This is a genomic window from Flavobacterium cucumis, assembly GCF_900148835.1.
Lineage (GTDB): Bacteria > Bacteroidota > Bacteroidia > Flavobacteriales > Flavobacteriaceae > Flavobacterium > Flavobacterium cucumis.
Genome location: NZ_FRYK01000006.1, coordinates 33,248 through 49,714, shown reverse-complemented (window position 1 = coordinate 49,714; position 16,467 = coordinate 33,248). Strand labels below are relative to the sequence as shown.

The window sequence follows — 16,467 nt, the reverse complement described above, 5'->3', positions numbered from 1 at the left end:
TTATAATGACAACAGGCACAATTTTACTTCTTATTTTATCAGTACTAATTGCTGCTGGATTGTCGTTTTATCAATACTTGTATAAAGTCAAAAATCAGTCTAAATTGTACTGGTTTTTGGCTTTTTTGCGTTTTGTTAGTCTATTATCTGTTTTCTTATTACTGATTAATCCAATTGTTAGTCGGAAAATAACAGACATACAGAAAACACCTTTGCCAATAGTTGTAGACGATTCCAAATCGATTTCCGAATTAAAAGCTACTAAAGAAGCATCCGAATTATATTTAAAAATTGCTGAAAATAAGGCTATTTTAGAAAAATATGATGTACAATTGTTTTCGTTTGCTGAGGATTTTCAATCTTTAGAAAAATTGGATTTTAAAGGAAATCAATCGCATATTGATGGTGTTGCAAAAAATGTAAAGCAATTGTATAGGAATGCCAAATATCCCATAGTTCTTTTTACCGACGGAAATCAAACAATGGGTAACGATTATGTCTTTAGTTTTCAAGAAAATACCAGTGTTTTACCAATTGTTTTAGGGGATACCACTAAGGTGCTGGATTTGAAAATTAATCAAATCAATGTTAACAAATACGCTTTTTTAAAGAATAAATTTCCGGTTGAAGTATTTTTGCAATACAATGGAAATGAGACTATTACTTCAAATTTTTCCATTCAATCAGGAAATCAAACGGTTTACAAACAAGCGGTTACTTTTTCGAAAGACAAAAAAGCACAATCCGTAACCGTTTTATTAAATGCGGATAAAGTAGGTTTGTCAAAATACAAAGCAACTATTGCTGCTAGTGTAAAAGAAAAAAATAGCGTTAACAATACAAAGAATTTTGCAGTTGAAGTAATCGATCAAAAAAGCGAAATCGCATTAATTACAACCATCAATCATCCTGATTTAGGAGCTTTAAAGCGAAGTATTGAAACCAATCAACAACGAAAAGTTACTATTGTAAAGCCAAGTGAAATCAAATCGTTACAATCGTATAATGTTTTGATTTTGTACCAACCCAATCCAGCTTTTAAATCGGTTTTCGATCAAAATAAGATAGCACAAATCAATACGTTTGTGATTACCGGTACCGCAACCGATTTTACCTTTTTGAATCAGGTTCAAAACGATTTGAATTTTAAAATGACGAGTGCTAAAGAGGATTATTTAGCTACGTTTGAATCCAATTTTAATTTATTTGCTCAATCCAATATTGGATTTGAAAATTTCCCACCGTTGGAACATAATTTTGGTACAATTACGGCAAAAAACAATACTAATACACTGCTTTCAGCTAGAGTTCGAAATGTTCCAGTACAGCATCCAATGGTTACTTTTACCGAAAGCGGTGCTGAAAGAAAAGCATATTTATTAGGTGAAAATATTTGGAAATGGCGTTTGGAAAACCACTTGAACAAAAAGTCTTTTGAAGATTTTGATAGGTTTACAGATAAAATTATTCAGTTTTTAGTTTCAAATGCTTCAAAAAAGAACTTGAATGTTACTTACGAAAGTTTCTACAACTCTGGGGAAAGTATCGAAATTACAGCAGAATATTTCAATAAAAACTACGAATTTGACGAAAATGCACAATTGACAATTCAAGTCACCAATTCAAAAACAAAAGCGACCAAAAAATACGATTTTCTTAAAACGACTAATGCATACAAAGTAAATTTAGATGGATTAGATGCAGCCAATTATACCTTTAAAGTAACTGAAAAAGAATCCAACACCCATTTTTCGGGAAGTTTCGAAGTCTTAGATTTTGAAATTGAAAAACAATTTGTAAATCCTGATCAAAATAGATTGCTTCAATTAGCTAGTAATACAAATGGAAAAGTATATTACCCAAATCAATTAGACAAGGCTATACAAGATTTGATTGAAAATGAAAATTATCTTCCCATTCAAAAAGAAACCATCAAAAAATCACCTTTAATTGATTGGGTTTGGTTGCTAATAATTGCCATTTTAGCACTAACAATAGAATGGTTTTCAAGAAAGTACAACGGATTACCCTAACTTAATTTTAGCTTAATTTCAGTTTACGCAAGGACAAGCGTATACCTTTTCTTGTTACATTTGATGTAAATTTAAATGAAATGAGAAAGTTACTTCTTTTAATTGCTCTTTCCATCTCCCAATTTATAGTGGCTCAGGAGTGGAGTTATAATTTTGAGGATGCTAAAAAACAAGCCTCTGAGCAAGATAAAAACATAATTGTTGTTTTTTCTGGTTCTGATTGGTGTGCGCCTTGCATTAAGTTAGACAAAACCATTTGGCAATCCCAAATCTTTAAGAATGAAGCTGAAAAATCGTGGGTGGTTGTTCGTGCCGATTTTCCGAGAAAAAAAGCAAATGTATTATCTAAAGAACAAACCGAACACAATAGAAAATTAGCCGAAAAGTATAACGGTGAAGGTAGTTTTCCTTTGGTAGTAATTTTGGATAAAAACGGAAAAGTTCTAGGAAAAATGGGCTTTAAAAATGTTGCTCCTGAAGAGTATATCAAAATGATTCACGCAATTGACAAAAAATGAAAAAAATAGTCGTTTTTCTTTTGCTTACCCAATTAGGTTTAGCCCAGCAAATTTTCAAGAAAACGCAAAGTTTGTTAGGAAGTCCGTTTGAAATAACTGTGGTTGCTAAAGATACTGTAGAAGGAGATTATTTTACCGCTTTAGCCATTAATGAAGTGAAGCGAATAGAAAACTTAATTTCGGATTGGATTCCAACCACTCAAATTTCTCTGGTGAATCAGAATGCAGGCATTCAACCTGTAAAAGTAGACCAAGAAGTGTATGATTTGGTGGAACGCGCGATTAAGATTTCCAAACTGACTTCTGGAGCTTTTGATATTTCATATGCTTCAATGGATAAGATTTGGAAATTCGACGGAAGCATGAAAGAAATGCCATCGGAAGAAGCTATCAAAAAATCCGTTGAAAAAGTGGGCTATCAAAACATCATTCTAAATCCAAAGGATACAACAATTTTCCTTAAAAATAAAGGAATGAAATTAGGTCTTGGCGGAATTGGTCAAGGTTACATCGCTGACAAGATTAAAGTGTTACTTCAAATAAAAGGATGTAAATCAGGCTTAGTGAATGTTTCAGGCGACATCAATACTTGGGGTAAACAACCTGATGGACAAAGCTGGACCGTAGGTGTTGTCAATCCTATGAATAAAAATAAAGTGTTCGCTACTTTTCCTTTAGACGATGCTGCTGTGGAAACTTCTGGAAGTTATGAGAAGTTTGTTACGTTCAAGGGTAAACGCTATTCTCACATTATTGATCCACGAACAGGGTATCCAGCAAGCGGAATTGTAAGTGTTTCTGTTTTTGCAAAACAAACCGAAATCGCAGATGCTTTGGCTACCGGAATTTTCGTTTTAGGAGTCGAAGTAGGTTTGGATTTAATCAATCAACTAAACGGAATTGGTTGTATCATAGTAGATGATAAAGGCGTGATTCACACATCAAAAAATATAGACATTAAAAAATAGCAAGTATGAAAAAAGTCATTTTAATCGCAATAGTAGTTTTGGGATTCACCTCTTGCAACTCCGTAAAAGAATACGACAAACAATACATTAACGACCCTGATATGAAACTTTCGGCTAGAAGTTCAGAGCGTTTTGAAACTACGTTTCAAGTTTATCGTGAAGCGGCTTCGGGTGCTAATGGAGGAAAAACAGGTGGAGGTTGCGGATGTAATTAGGTGATGGGTAATTGGTGATGGGTAATAGGTAATGGGTAATTAATTTATGAAAAATATAAGTATAATAGTTTTTGTTTTTTTTACTACGTTGAGTTTTTCGCAAGAGAAAGATTCGACTGAAGTAGTCTATAAAAAACGTGTTTTAGAATCGATTGAAGTAGACTTTTTGATGAGCTACTACAAACAAGACGGAATTCACTCTGCCGTTTCGGGGGGTAATGGTATGGAGGAATTAACGAATATCACACCAACATTTGTGGTAGCTATTCCACTTAATGATGATGATGTATTAACGGTTGATGCTGGAATTTCGGCATATTCTTCTGCTTCGTCAGGAAATATCAATCCCTTTGATAGCAATACACCAAGTCCATGGCAAGCGAGTTCTGGGGCATCAGCTCAGGATGTTTTGACTTCTTTGGTTTTAAATTACAGCCACAGTTCGGATGACAGAAATACAATTTGGAACGGTCACGTGTCAGGTTCTATTGAGTATGATTATGCTTCGGTAGGCTTTGGTGGTGGTGTTTCAAAATTATTTAACGGAAAAAATTCAGAGGTTTCGGTTAACGCAAATGTTTACTTGGATACTTGGAGACCAATTTATCCCAAAGAATTACAAGATTTTGTTGATTATAACGGCATGAATGGTGGCATCTATGATGATTTTGTAATTACACCAGGTCAAATTTCTTCTGAAATATACAATCCTTCAAATTTCAAAGAACACGATCAAAAAAACAGAAATTCTTTTGCGTTGAGTTTGACGTTTTCTCAAGTGGTAACTAAAAAAATTCAAGGCTCTATTTTTATGGATGTCTTATACCAAAACGGTTTACTTTCAACCCCTTACCAACGTGTTTATTTTGCAGACAGAGGGGATTTCTTTATCAATGAGTTTCAATTAGCAGATGATATCGAGCGTTTACCAGACAATCGATTCAAGTTGCCAATTGGTACGCGATGGAATTTCTATTTGAATGAAAAATTTACTTTGAGAACCTATTATCGTTACTATTTTGATGATTGGGATATTTCATCGCATACGTTCAATATTGAAATTCCGTATAAGTTAACGGATAAGTTTACGGTTATTCCAATGTTCCGTTATTACTCCCAACAGCAATCGAAGTATTTTGCGCCATACGAAGGGCATACTTCTACTGAAGCGTTTTACACTTCCGATTATGATTTGTCAACCTTCACAGCCAATCAATATGGCTTTGGGTTGGGCTATACGGATATCTTTACCAATACAAAAATTTGGAAATTTGGTTTAAAAAATATCGATTTTAGATTCAATCATTACGATAGAAGTGACGGATTATCAGCAAATATTTTTACCTTCGGAGTAAAATTTGTTCAATAAAGTTCGGTAGCATGCATATTTTAATTGTTGAAGACGAAAAAGGAATTGTAGCTTTTCTAAAACAAGGCTTGGAAGAGGAAAATTACACCATTTCCACGGCTTATGATGGTGTGGAAGGCTTGAAAAAAGCACTTGAACTTCCTGTAGATTTAGTATTGCTCGATTGGATGTTGCCCAAAATGCAAGGTATTGACGTTTGTAAAAATATCCGTTTAGAGAAAAATAATTTGCCTATCATTTTCCTAACGGCAAAAGATACGGTACAAGAAACTATAGAAGGCTTAAAAGCAGGTGCTAACGATTATATCAAAAAACCGTTTTCGTTTGACGAACTGTTGGAGCGCATCAAAATTCACTTCCGAACAAAAGATGAAATAAAAGTATTAACTTTAGGAAATATTACGATTGACAAGTCTAAGTTTCAGGTTTTTGTTGACAATAAAGAAGTATCTTTGACACAAAGAGAATTTGAATTACTCGAATATCTAATTAAAAATAAAGGTAAGGTTTGCACCCGAACAAACATCATTGAAGACGTTTGGGACATTCATTTTGAATACGATACGGGAGTAATTGATGTGTTTATGAACTCCATCCGAAAGAAATTGAATTTGACTAAGGACCAAGATTTAATTAAAACCATTAGAGGAGTAGGGTACATCGCAAACGAAATTTAGCATGCCAAACACAGAAAAAGCCATCAAAGCGACTTATTTTAGTATCATTGGAAATTCTTTATTAGCTTTAATAAAAGGGATTACAGGATATTTTGGAAATTCGTACGCTATGATTGCTGATGCTATTGAATCTACAGCAGATGTTTTTGCCTCTTTTTTAGTGCTTTTCGGAATTAAATATTCGAACAAACCCGCTGATGAAAATCATCCTTATGGTCATGGAAGAGCCGAACCTTTGGTTACGTTCCTGGTGGTGGGTTTCTTAATTACTTCGGCTACTGTTATTGCTTACGAAAGTGTTCAAAACATACAAACGCCACACGAATTGCCGAAACCTTTTACGCTTTTAGTTCTCGGTGCTATTATTTTATGGAAAGAAGTTTCGTTTCAAATTGTTATGAAAAAGAGCATTGAAACCAACAGTAGTTCACTAAAAGCAGATGCTTGGCACCATAGAAGCGATGCCATTACTTCAGTTGCAGCTTTCATTGGAATTTCCATCGCACTCTATTTCGGGAAAGGGTATGAAGCTGCAGATGATTGGGCCGCTTTATTGGCTTCTGTATTTATCTTGTACAATTGTTATAAAATTTTCCGACCCGCTTTAGGCGAAGTTATGGACGAACATTTGTACCAAGATTTGGAGGTTGAAATTAAACGAATTTCTCAAACCGTTGAAGGGGTCATTTGTATTGAAAAATGCTTTATTAGAAAGGCCGGAATGAAATATCACGTAGACTTACATGTAATGGTTGATGGGAATAAATCAGTGAAAGAAGGTCATGATATTGCGCATCATTTAAAAGATACTTTACGAAAAGAACTTATGGAATTAGGTCATGTTTTGATACATATTGAGCCTAATTTTGAATCTATTACGCTTTAATTATGTTTTCATTTTCCTTTAAAAATAGAATTGCTTTCAACTACATTGTGAGTACTGCTTTGTTGATTTCGATGGTATTTCTAGTGATTTTTCAAATTGTAAAATACAGCGTTTACAATCATATCAATACCGATATTGCTGTTGAAGTGGAAAAACATCTAGAAGAGATTAGTTTGGATTCGCAAGAAACCTATTTGCTTCAAGTGGACCAATGGAGAGCTCGTGAACACAATACGGTTGATGTTAACCCTGTTTTTGTGCAGTTTTATGATAGCAACAACCAGTTAATTGATAAGTCGCCCAATTTGAAGAATTTAAATCTGAAATTATTTCCTATTGATAAAGACAATCAATATATGGATACCCAGTTAAATCAGAAACCCATTCGTCAAATTCAAGTCCCAGTGCTGCAAGAAAAGGCAATTATTGGACATTTGGTTGTAGCCATGTCGCTTGACGATGCCGAGATGGTAATAGGGAATTTGAGAAATATCTTATTGATTTCCATTCCTTTAATCTTAATAGTTTTGTATTTAATTGCCCGATTTTTTGCAGGAAGAAGCATACAACCCGTTAAAACCATTATCGAAACGTCTAGTCAAATTACTAAAGATAATTTAAATACGCGAATTCCATTGCCACAAAACAAAGACGAATTGTTTGTTTTATCCGAAAACATCAACAATCTTTTGAATCGAATAGAAGATGCGGTAGACCGTGAAAAACAGTTTACTTCAGATGCTTCACACGAATTAAGAACGCCACTTGCTGTTATCAAAGGAACAATGGAGGTTTTAATCCGAAAACCGAGAAACCAACACGAATATGAAGAGAAAATTCAGTTCTGTATTTCGGAAGTTGATCGCTTAAACCACATGGTGGACCAGTTGTTATTGTTGGCCCGATTTGAAAATCAAAAACAAAATGTGAAGCAAGAATCGATTTATTTGAATGCCTTAATTTTAGACAATTTAACACGGTTTTCAGATAAAACGGAAAGTAAAAAACTCAAAATAAAAACTGATTTTACAGACGATTATTATATTCAATCGGATAATTATTTGGTTTCCATTATTTTTAGTAATTTGATTTCAAATGCAATTAAATATTCTCAGGATAATGGCGAAATTGTATTGCAATTAGAGAAAACACCAACAGAAATCATCTTTACCGTTTCCGATAATGGAATTGGTATTTCTGAACAAGATGTGAATAAAATTTTCAATTCTTTTTATCGCTCCGATATTTCCAATCATCCAGAAATCAAAGGAACTGGAATTGGTTTATCAATTGTAAAGCGTTTATGTGATTTACTTAATGTTGAAATTAAAGTAAAAAGTAAATTAAATGAGGGTACTAGTTTTATCCTTAAATTTAAATAAATCTTAATTTTATATTAAGTAAATCTTAAGCATTTCTATATTTTAAACCAATACATTTGATTAAATTTTAATTTATGAAGTCATTTGTATTTGGACGAATAAAAAGTCTAAAATTTGCTTTGTATGGTATGTTTTTATTGATAAAAACAGAAGATGCAATAATTACTCAATCACTTATTTCACTGTTATTAATAGCTTCAGGCTTTTATGTGGGACTCTCCAAATTAGATTGGATTGTTCAGCTATTTTGTATGGCATTTGTATTGGCTATTGAAAGCTTAAACACTGCTATAGAAAAATTATGTGATTTTATTCATCCAGACTATCATCATAAAATAGGATTTATAAAAGATATTGCAGCTGGTGCTGTTTCTTTTGCTGTTGTAATTTCAATTGTCATTCTGTACTTAACTTATTCTTCTTATTTGTAATTATGAATCTAAAATCGCTTTACAATCGCTATTTGGTGGCTATTTGTTTTTTTATCGGGTATTTAATTTTGGCTACAATAACCAGAACTATTTTAGCTATCCTTTCAATTGATAAATTAGATTTATCCTTTTATACTTCATTCATTATTTTTGGTAAAGGTTTTCTTTTTGATATCGCTATCGGTTTTGCGTTTATAACATTTTACATCTTTTATTTAACAATTCTTCCTTCAAAATGGATTGGAAAAAAAATAGATATTGTATTAACATATTTGATACTTTTTCTTTTATTTTTCGTTATATTATTTTCTTCATTTTCAGAGTTTCCTTTTTGGGATGAATTCAATACAAGATTTAATTTTATTGCTGTTGATTATTTAATATATACTTATGAAGTTGTTGAGAATATAAATCAATCTTATCCAATACCCTCTATCGTTTTAGTTTTACTTTGTTGTATTTTATTAATTTTTTATTTGCTAAAGAAGAACGAAATTTTCAAACAAGTATTTAGTTCAAAACCAAAATTGTCAAACCGACTTTCAATCCTTTTTGTTTACTTACTTTTCCTTATCAGTTTGTTTTCAGTTTTAGAAAATAAATCCGCTGAATGGAGCTCCAATATTTATCAAAATGAACTATCTAAAAATGGTGTTTTTTCTTTTTTTGCTGCTTTTCGTTCCAACGAATTAGATTATGACTTATTTTACACAAAATTGGATGAAAAGTTGGCTTATAAAATTGTAAAGTCTGATTTAATAGCATCAGATGAAAAATTTAGTTCTGATAATTACGATGATATTTCGAGAGTTGTAACAGGTAAAATTAATGAAGTAACACCTAATATCATTCTAATTTGCATAGAAAGTTTAAGTGCTGATTTTTTGAGTGAATTTGGAAATGCTGAAAATTTAACTACTAATATCAACCAACTTGCAAATGAAGGAATTTTTTTTCAAAACATGTATGCAACTGGAACTAGAACGGTTAGAGGAATGGAAGCGTTAACATTGTGTGTACCTCCAACCCCAGGAAATAGTATCGTGAGAAGGCAAAATAATGACAACTTATTTTCTATTGCCACTATTTTAAAACAAAAAGGCTATCAACTTGATTTTATCTATGGAGGAGATGGTTATTTTGATAATATGAATACTTTTTTCGGAGGTCAAGGATTTAATATAATTGATAGAGATAGAGGAAATCCATTATCTGATAAAATAGTTACGACGAGAACAGCTATTCCAGATAACGAAGTTACATTTGAAAATGCTTGGGGGATTTGTGATGAGGATACTTACAAACAAGCACTAAAAAGAGCAGATTTTGAAGCTACTTCCAATCACCCTTTTTTTCAATTTATAATGACAACGTCAAATCATAAACCTTATACTTTTCCCGATAATAAAGTTAACTTAAAACAAGGAAGCCGTGAAGCAGCGGTGAAATATACCGATTATGCATTGGGACAATTTATAAAACAAGCAAAAACAAAGAAATGGTATTCAAACACTGTTTTTGTTATAGTGGCAGATCATTGTGCCAGTAGCGCTGGTAAATGGGAAATTAATGTAGATAAACATCACATACCTGCTATAATTTACAATTTAAACACCAAAAATGAAAAAGTTGATAAATTGGTTTCACAAATTGATTTAATGCCAACACTTTTTGGTTATTTAAATTGGAATTATACTTCCAGTTTCTTTGGTAAGGATATTTCAAAGATGAAAACTTCTGAGCAAAGAGCATTTTTAGGAAACTACAGAACTTTAGGATTGTTAGAAGGAATTACTTTTACTGAAATTAACGACCGAAAAAAAGTAAATCAATATGAATGGAATGCAAAAAATAAAATATTAGAACCAAAACGGATTCATAACGATTCCTCAAAAAACAAAACTATTTCCTATTATCAAATTGCAAGTGAACGATTTAAAAACGGAAAAATGGAAGTTAAATTGATTAATCAACATTAAGCAGTCCTTAAGGTATATCTTAATTTTATTCTTTACCTTTGTAGGGTAGTTAGATAACTCGATTAAAATGAACAAGCTAATAGCCCTTTTTTTAATTACTGTTTTTATGTGTGCCAACACATCGATAGGGCAGTTATTGAAAATTCCGAATTTAATCGAACATTATAATGAGCACAAAAACGAGTTGGCTACTACTTCAATTTCTTTTATCGATTTTCTAGAATTGCATTACTCTAAAAACGCAGAAAACAATCCAGAAGAACATCAAGATTTACCTTTTAAAACCTTTGAAATTGCTTCAACTGTTTTCGTATTGGTTAACAATTCTAATTTTCAAATTCAGCCTGTAAAAGCTGTAATTACAACCAAACAGAAGTATTTTTACCACCAGTCTTTCAAATCGCATTTAATTACGACTATTTGGTTACCTCCTAAAATAGCCTAACATTTTTTGTAAATAATCATTTTTATTGATGCTTATGTGTTTATCGGTTCGCCAGATAAATACTATTGTTTATTATAATTTTAATAAAATGTTAGAAAAAATAATTGCTTTTAGTTTGCGAAACAAACTAATTGTTCTCCTTTTTACATTAGGAGTTTTAGGTTACGGAATCTTTTCCGTTTTCCAAATTTCGATTGGTGCTGTTCCAGATATTACGAACAATCAAGTGCAAGTCATCACTACGTCACGAAATCTATCCACTCAAGATATCGAACAGTATATCACGTATCCCGTGGAATTAGAAATGGCGAATTTACCTGGTGTACAAGAAATTCGTTCGATTTCAAAATTTGGGTTGTCCGTAGTTACCATCGTTTTTGAAGAAGATATGGGAACCTATTTACCAAGACAATTGATCGCTGAAAAAATCAAAACCGCTTCTGAAAAAATCCCTCAAGGTTTTGGTACACCCGAAATGGGTCCAATTACAACAGGTTTAGGGGAAGTTTATCAATATACCCTAGAAGTGAAACCGGAATTCAAAGATCGTTACACCATTACCGATTTGCGTACCATTCAAGATTGGGTAGTAAAACGACAATTATCAGGAATAAAAGGGGTTGTAGAAATCAATACCTGGGGTGGGTACTTAAAACAATACGAAATTGCCATTCATTCTTCGAGTTTGAAAGCGATGAATATTTCGGTTAACGAACTTTTTGAAGCGATTGAAAAAAACAACAGCATTGCAGGTGGTTCGTATATCGAGAAAACGAATCAAAGTTATTTTATTCGAGGTGAAGGTCGTGTGACGAAATTAGAAGATATTGAAAATATAGTCGTTAAAAATGTAAACGGAAATCCAGTTTACGTTAAGAATATTGCAGCAGTAAAATTTGGTCATGCCAACCGTTTTGGAGCTATCACAGGAAATGGAGAAGGAGAGAAGGTGTTAGGTCAAGTGATGATGCTAAAAGGAGCTAATTCGAAACAAGTAATTGATGACGTAAAACATCGCGTAACAGAAATCGAGAAAACGTTACCAGACGGTGTTTACATCAACGGATTTTTAGAACGAAGTGAATTAGTAGGTAAAACTACTTTCACAGTTGCCGAAAACTTAATTTTAGGTTGTTTGATTGTAATCTTTGTAGTAGTGCTTTTACTTGGAAACTGGCGTTCAGGATTGGTAGTGGCTTCTGTAATTCCGCTGTGTTTACTATTCGCCATTTCGTTCATGAATATTTTTAAAATCGATGCCAACTTAATGAGTTTGGGGGCTATCGATTTTGGAATTATTATTGATGGAGCCGTAATTATTGTCGAATTTATTGCTTTTCAAATCGCTTCGAAATCAAGCACATTGGTGGGTTTGAGTAAGAAAGAGCGTCAAGATGAAATTGACCAAATCACCTATAAAAGTGCCTCAAAAATGATGAATTCGGCAATCTTCGGACAGTTGATCATCTTAATTGTATTCATTCCTATTTTATCGCTTTCTGGAGTAGAAGGTAAGATGTTCAAACCTATGGCAATGACGTTTAGTTTCGCCTTGATTGGAGCAATGTTATTCTGCTTTACCTACGTTCCTGTAGTGTCTTCCATGTTTTTAAAACCTAAAGAAGAAAATCCCAATTCATTTTCCAATCGTTTGATTAACAAATTGAATTCTTGGTATCTACCTGTAATTACTTGGGCTTTAGATAATACCAAAAAAGTAATTTATGGTGCTGTCGGACTATTGGTTTTAGCAATTGGCGTATTTACTTCAATTGGAGGCGAATTCATCCCCACATTAGACGAAGGGGATTTCGTGATTCAACCCGTTTTAAAAACGGGAACTTCCTTAACCAAAACAGTTGAAACCACAACCAAAATAGAAACAATCATTCTAAAGAATTTCCCCGAGGTTGATCAAGTAGTTACGCGAATTGGTGCTGCAGAAGTACCTACCGATCCTATGAGTATGGAGGAAAGTGATGTGATTGTGAAGCTGAAACCAAAATCAGAATGGGTTTCAGCTGCAACAAAAGACGAATTAGCCGATAAAATCAAAGCCGCTATCGAAAAACAAATTCCCAATATGGAAGTTGAATTTACACAACCTATCGAAATGCGATTCAATGAATTGATCTCAGGTTCTCGTTCGGATGTAGCCATTAAAATATTTGGTGAAGACCTTGATATTTTAGCCAAAAAAGCACACGAAATTGAAAAAGCAATTAAAAATGTTGAAGGGGCTTCAGATATTATTATTGAAAAAACAGAAGGTTTACCTCAAATGTTTGTACAATACGATAGAAGTAAGATAGCGCAATTTGGTTTGAATATTGCCGATTTGAATGACATGATTGCTTTAGGATTTGCAGGAAAAACAGCAGGAAATGTATTTGAAGGGGAAAAACGATTTGATTTGGTAGTTCGTTTAGACGAAAGCAATCGTAAAAACTTAGAAGACTTGCAAAATTTATATGTGACCACACCAAATGGCGAACAAATTCCGTTACGTGAATTAGCCAAAATAGAATACACGGAAGGTCCTGCCAAAATCTCAAGAGACAACACCAATCGTAGAATTGTAGTCGGAATCAACGTTCGTAACCGCGATTTACAAAGTGTTGTGGATGATGTGAAGAAAATTATTGCAACCAAAATTGATTTACCCGATGGTTATCGAGTAACGTATGGGGGGCAATTTGAAAATTTAGAAAGTGCAAAAGCCCGATTGTTAATTGCCGTTCCGGTTGCTCTATTTTTAATCTTCATCTTGTTGTACTTTGCTTTTGGCTCAGTAAAAGAAGCGTTGATGGTGTATTCTGCTATTCCATTATCAGCAGTGGGAGGTATTTTGTTCTTATGGATGCGCGATTTACCTTTTAGTATTTCAGCAGGAGTAGGATTTATTGCGCTGTTCGGAATTGCAGTGTTAAACGGAATCGTATTAATCGAACATTTTAAAGAATTGAAACACCAAGGTATGACGAATATGAACGAACTTATTTTAAAAGGAACAACCGACAGATTACGTCCCGTTTTATTAACTGCTTCGGCTGCAGCTCTTGGATTTTTACCCATGGCTATTTCGTCTTCAGCAGGAGCAGAGGTACAACGTCCTTTGGCAACAGTTGTCATTGGTGGATTGTTTACTGCAACTCTTTTAACCATGATTGTTTTGCCTATTTTATTTAAAATTTTTGATGAAAAGGAATTCAAAAAACCAAAATTTAAAAAGGGAAAAAAGGCAGCTCTTTTACTGATCTTTATGGTGTTGCCAATTATAGGTTTTTCACAACAAAAAAATCCTGAATTAGACGGTTTGGTTCAGAAAGCCATTTCAAACAATGCAGGAATTAAAGCAGGACAAGTGAAGATTGAAAAAGCAAAACAAGCTATAAAATTGGCCTATGATTTCGAAAAAACAAATGTGTATTATAGTTATGATCAAAACAACTTAGCTTTAAATGAGATGCCTTTGAAAGTCTTTGGTGCCCAACAAAAATTTGCTTTCCCAACGGTTTATGGTGCTAAAAAGAAATTATATAAAGCGGAATATGAAAAAGAGAAAACCGGATTTGAAATTCAGCAAAACCAGCTCAAATTAAAAATTTCACAGGTGTATTACCAAATTGTAAATGTGCAACACCAAGAAAAATTATACCGCTATTTGGATAGCTTGTACCAAAATTTTTCTAAAGCAAGCAATAGAAGATTTGAATTAGGCGAAACCAATTATTTAGAAAAAATTACAGCTGAAGCTAAATTTCGTCAGATCAAAACCAAATTGTCACAATTGGAAAAAGAAAAAAAAGCACAAGTAGAAGTGTTGCAATCTTTAGTCCAAAGTGAAGAAGAAATTGTAATTTCTAATCAACTATCCGAACCTATTTCAACTGTAACATTAAGTTCAAGTAAAGATTTGTATCTATCACATCTAGAATCGTTTACTAATATTTACAAATCAAATCAAAGTTTGCAAAAACAAAATTGGTTACCGGATTTGAATTTGGAATATTTTCAAGGAAAAAATAACGGCTTATCCCAATCCTTATATGGATTTCAAATTGGATTATCAGTACCCATCTTATTCAGCGGAAATAGTACCAAATCAAAAGTTGCCAAACTAGAAACACAAGCTTGGGAAGCCCAAAAGAAACAGGAAGAAACTAAAATAGATGCTTATATCAAACAAAAACAACAAGAAGTTGAACAGCAACAAGAAGCCATATCTTACTACAATGAGTATGGAAAAAAAGTATCAGAAGAAATCATAAAAGTAGCTGACAGCAGTTACAAACACGGCGAAATAGACTTTTTTCAATACATTTTAAGTTTAGAAAATGCCACAACCATTCAAGTGGATTACTTGGATGCCGTAATGCAATACAACACCACTATTTTAGATTTATATTACCTAAATATCGAAAACTAATGATAAAAAATAGCATTTTAATAGCACTAATCGGATTATTCATCTCTTGTAAAGAAGAAAAAACCGAGGTGGTCACACCAAACAACGGATTGATAACGGTTACTAAAGAACAATTTCAATCTTCTAAAATGGAGATTGCCACTTTGATGGAAAACGAATTTAATGTAACGGTTTCCGCTTCTGGAAAAATTGACGTTCCACCACAATATCGTGCTAAAATCACACCATTTATTGGTGGTTATGTAAAATCATCTTCCTTTCTCGTGGGAGATAAAGTGGCTAAAGGACAAGTTTTAGTAACCCTAGAAAACACAGAATACTTGGATATTCAAAAAGAGTATGTAGCAATTGCCGAACAAATCAATTACTTAAAATCTGAATTTGAGCGCCAAAAAACGTTATACAATGAGAAAATTACTTCGCAAAAAAACTATTTAAAAGCAGAAAGCGATTATCGTCAAGCTAAAGGAATGTATCAAGGTTTACGTGAGAAATTATTGCTATTGAATATCAATCCTACTAATGTTGAGAAAGGTAAATTTACTTCGGTAATAACTTTAAAAGCACCGATTTCAGGAGATATTACGGTAATGAATGCCAATGTAGGAATGTTTATGTCACCTTCTGATGTGATTATGGAAGTAGTGGATACCCAACATTTATTATTAAACTTAAACGTTTTTGAAAGCGATATTTTAAAAATTAAAGAAGGGCAAAACATTGAATTTACTATTCCTCAAGCTTCAAAAGAGGTGTACCATTCTAAAGTAAAAGCTGTAGGTAAATCGATTGAGAATAAAGACAGAAGCATCTCAGTTTTAGGTGTATTACAACCTGAATTAAAAGAAAAATTGCTATCAGGTATGTTTGTAGAAGCTAGTATTATTCTTACCACAAAGAAAGGATTAAGTGTGCCAAATGATGCTATTATCAAAGAAAATGATAAAAGTTTTGTGCTTTTACTTGTTAAGGAACAAAACAACCAGTTTAGTTTTCGTAAAACCTTAGTAGCAACAGGAGAAGTATCTGAACATCATACCGAGATTATTTCTGATGAAAACGTACATCAGGAATCAAAAATTTTGGTAAAAGGAGTCTTCGATTTAAATTAATTTAAGTACATTCAATCCAAATT

At 32.9% G+C, this 16,467-nt stretch carries 13 protein-coding genes; all 13 read left to right on the top strand.

Translation table 11 applies throughout. The features are described 5' to 3' along the window. The first annotated feature begins 5 nt into the window (after positions 1-5). A complete protein-coding gene (locus BUE95_RS12425; protein WP_073585004.1) occupies positions 6-2,033 on the top strand; it encodes a hypothetical protein in 2,028 nt (675 codons plus the stop codon). 80 nt (positions 2,034-2,113) lie between these two features. Beyond that, positions 2,114-2,551: a thioredoxin family protein gene (locus BUE95_RS12420; RefSeq protein ID WP_073585002.1), complete on the top strand. Its 438-nt coding sequence runs from the start codon at positions 2,114-2,116 to the stop codon at positions 2,549-2,551. Further along, positions 2,548-3,519 carry an FAD:protein FMN transferase gene (locus BUE95_RS12415; RefSeq protein WP_073585000.1) on the top strand — a complete coding sequence of 324 codons (972 nt, stop codon included), beginning with the start codon at positions 2,548-2,550 and terminating at the stop codon, positions 3,517-3,519. Before BUE95_RS12420 ends, BUE95_RS12415 begins: the two co-directional genes overlap by 4 nt. Before the next feature lie 5 nt (positions 3,520-3,524). Continuing rightward, positions 3,525-3,734: a DUF4266 domain-containing protein gene (locus BUE95_RS12410; RefSeq protein ID WP_073584998.1), complete on the top strand. Its 210-nt coding sequence runs from the start codon at positions 3,525-3,527 to the stop codon at positions 3,732-3,734. 46 nt (positions 3,735-3,780) lie between these two features. Next, a complete protein-coding gene (locus BUE95_RS12405; RefSeq protein ID WP_073584996.1) occupies positions 3,781-5,103 on the top strand; it encodes a DUF3570 domain-containing protein in 1,323 nt (440 codons plus the stop codon). An 11-nt stretch (positions 5,104-5,114) separates the two neighbouring features. Continuing rightward, positions 5,115-5,780, top strand: coding sequence for a response regulator transcription factor (locus tag BUE95_RS12400; protein WP_073584994.1), 666 nt, complete (start codon positions 5,115-5,117; stop codon positions 5,778-5,780). A gap of 1 nt (position 5,781) precedes the next feature. Then, positions 5,782-6,666 (top strand): cation diffusion facilitator family transporter, encoded by an 885-nt coding sequence (locus BUE95_RS12395; protein WP_073584992.1) that lies wholly within the window; start codon positions 5,782-5,784, stop codon positions 6,664-6,666. Between the two features lie 2 nt (positions 6,667-6,668). Further along, positions 6,669-8,048: a sensor histidine kinase gene (locus BUE95_RS12390; RefSeq protein ID WP_073584990.1), complete on the top strand. Its 1,380-nt coding sequence runs from the start codon at positions 6,669-6,671 to the stop codon at positions 8,046-8,048. A gap of 74 nt (positions 8,049-8,122) precedes the next feature. Continuing rightward, positions 8,123-8,479, top strand: coding sequence for a diacylglycerol kinase family protein (locus BUE95_RS12385; protein WP_073584989.1), 357 nt, complete (start codon positions 8,123-8,125; stop codon positions 8,477-8,479). Positions 8,480-8,547: 68 nt separating this feature from the next. Further along, a complete protein-coding gene (locus BUE95_RS12380; protein WP_234977656.1) occupies positions 8,548-10,458 on the top strand; it encodes an LTA synthase family protein in 1,911 nt (636 codons plus the stop codon). 67 nt (positions 10,459-10,525) lie between these two features. Continuing rightward, on the top strand, positions 10,526-10,903 hold the full coding sequence (locus BUE95_RS12375; protein ID WP_073584985.1) for a hypothetical protein: 378 nt from the start codon (positions 10,526-10,528) through the stop codon (positions 10,901-10,903). 88 nt (positions 10,904-10,991) lie between these two features. After that, positions 10,992-15,332, top strand: a complete 4,341-nt coding sequence (locus BUE95_RS12370) for a CusA/CzcA family heavy metal efflux RND transporter (protein ID WP_073585183.1) — start codon at positions 10,992-10,994, stop codon at positions 15,330-15,332. Then, on the top strand, positions 15,332-16,444 hold the full coding sequence (locus BUE95_RS12365) for an efflux RND transporter periplasmic adaptor subunit (protein ID WP_073584983.1): 1,113 nt from the start codon (positions 15,332-15,334) through the stop codon (positions 16,442-16,444). The genes BUE95_RS12370 and BUE95_RS12365 overlap by 1 nt, the downstream gene beginning before the upstream one ends. Positions 16,445-16,467 lie beyond the last annotated feature (23 nt).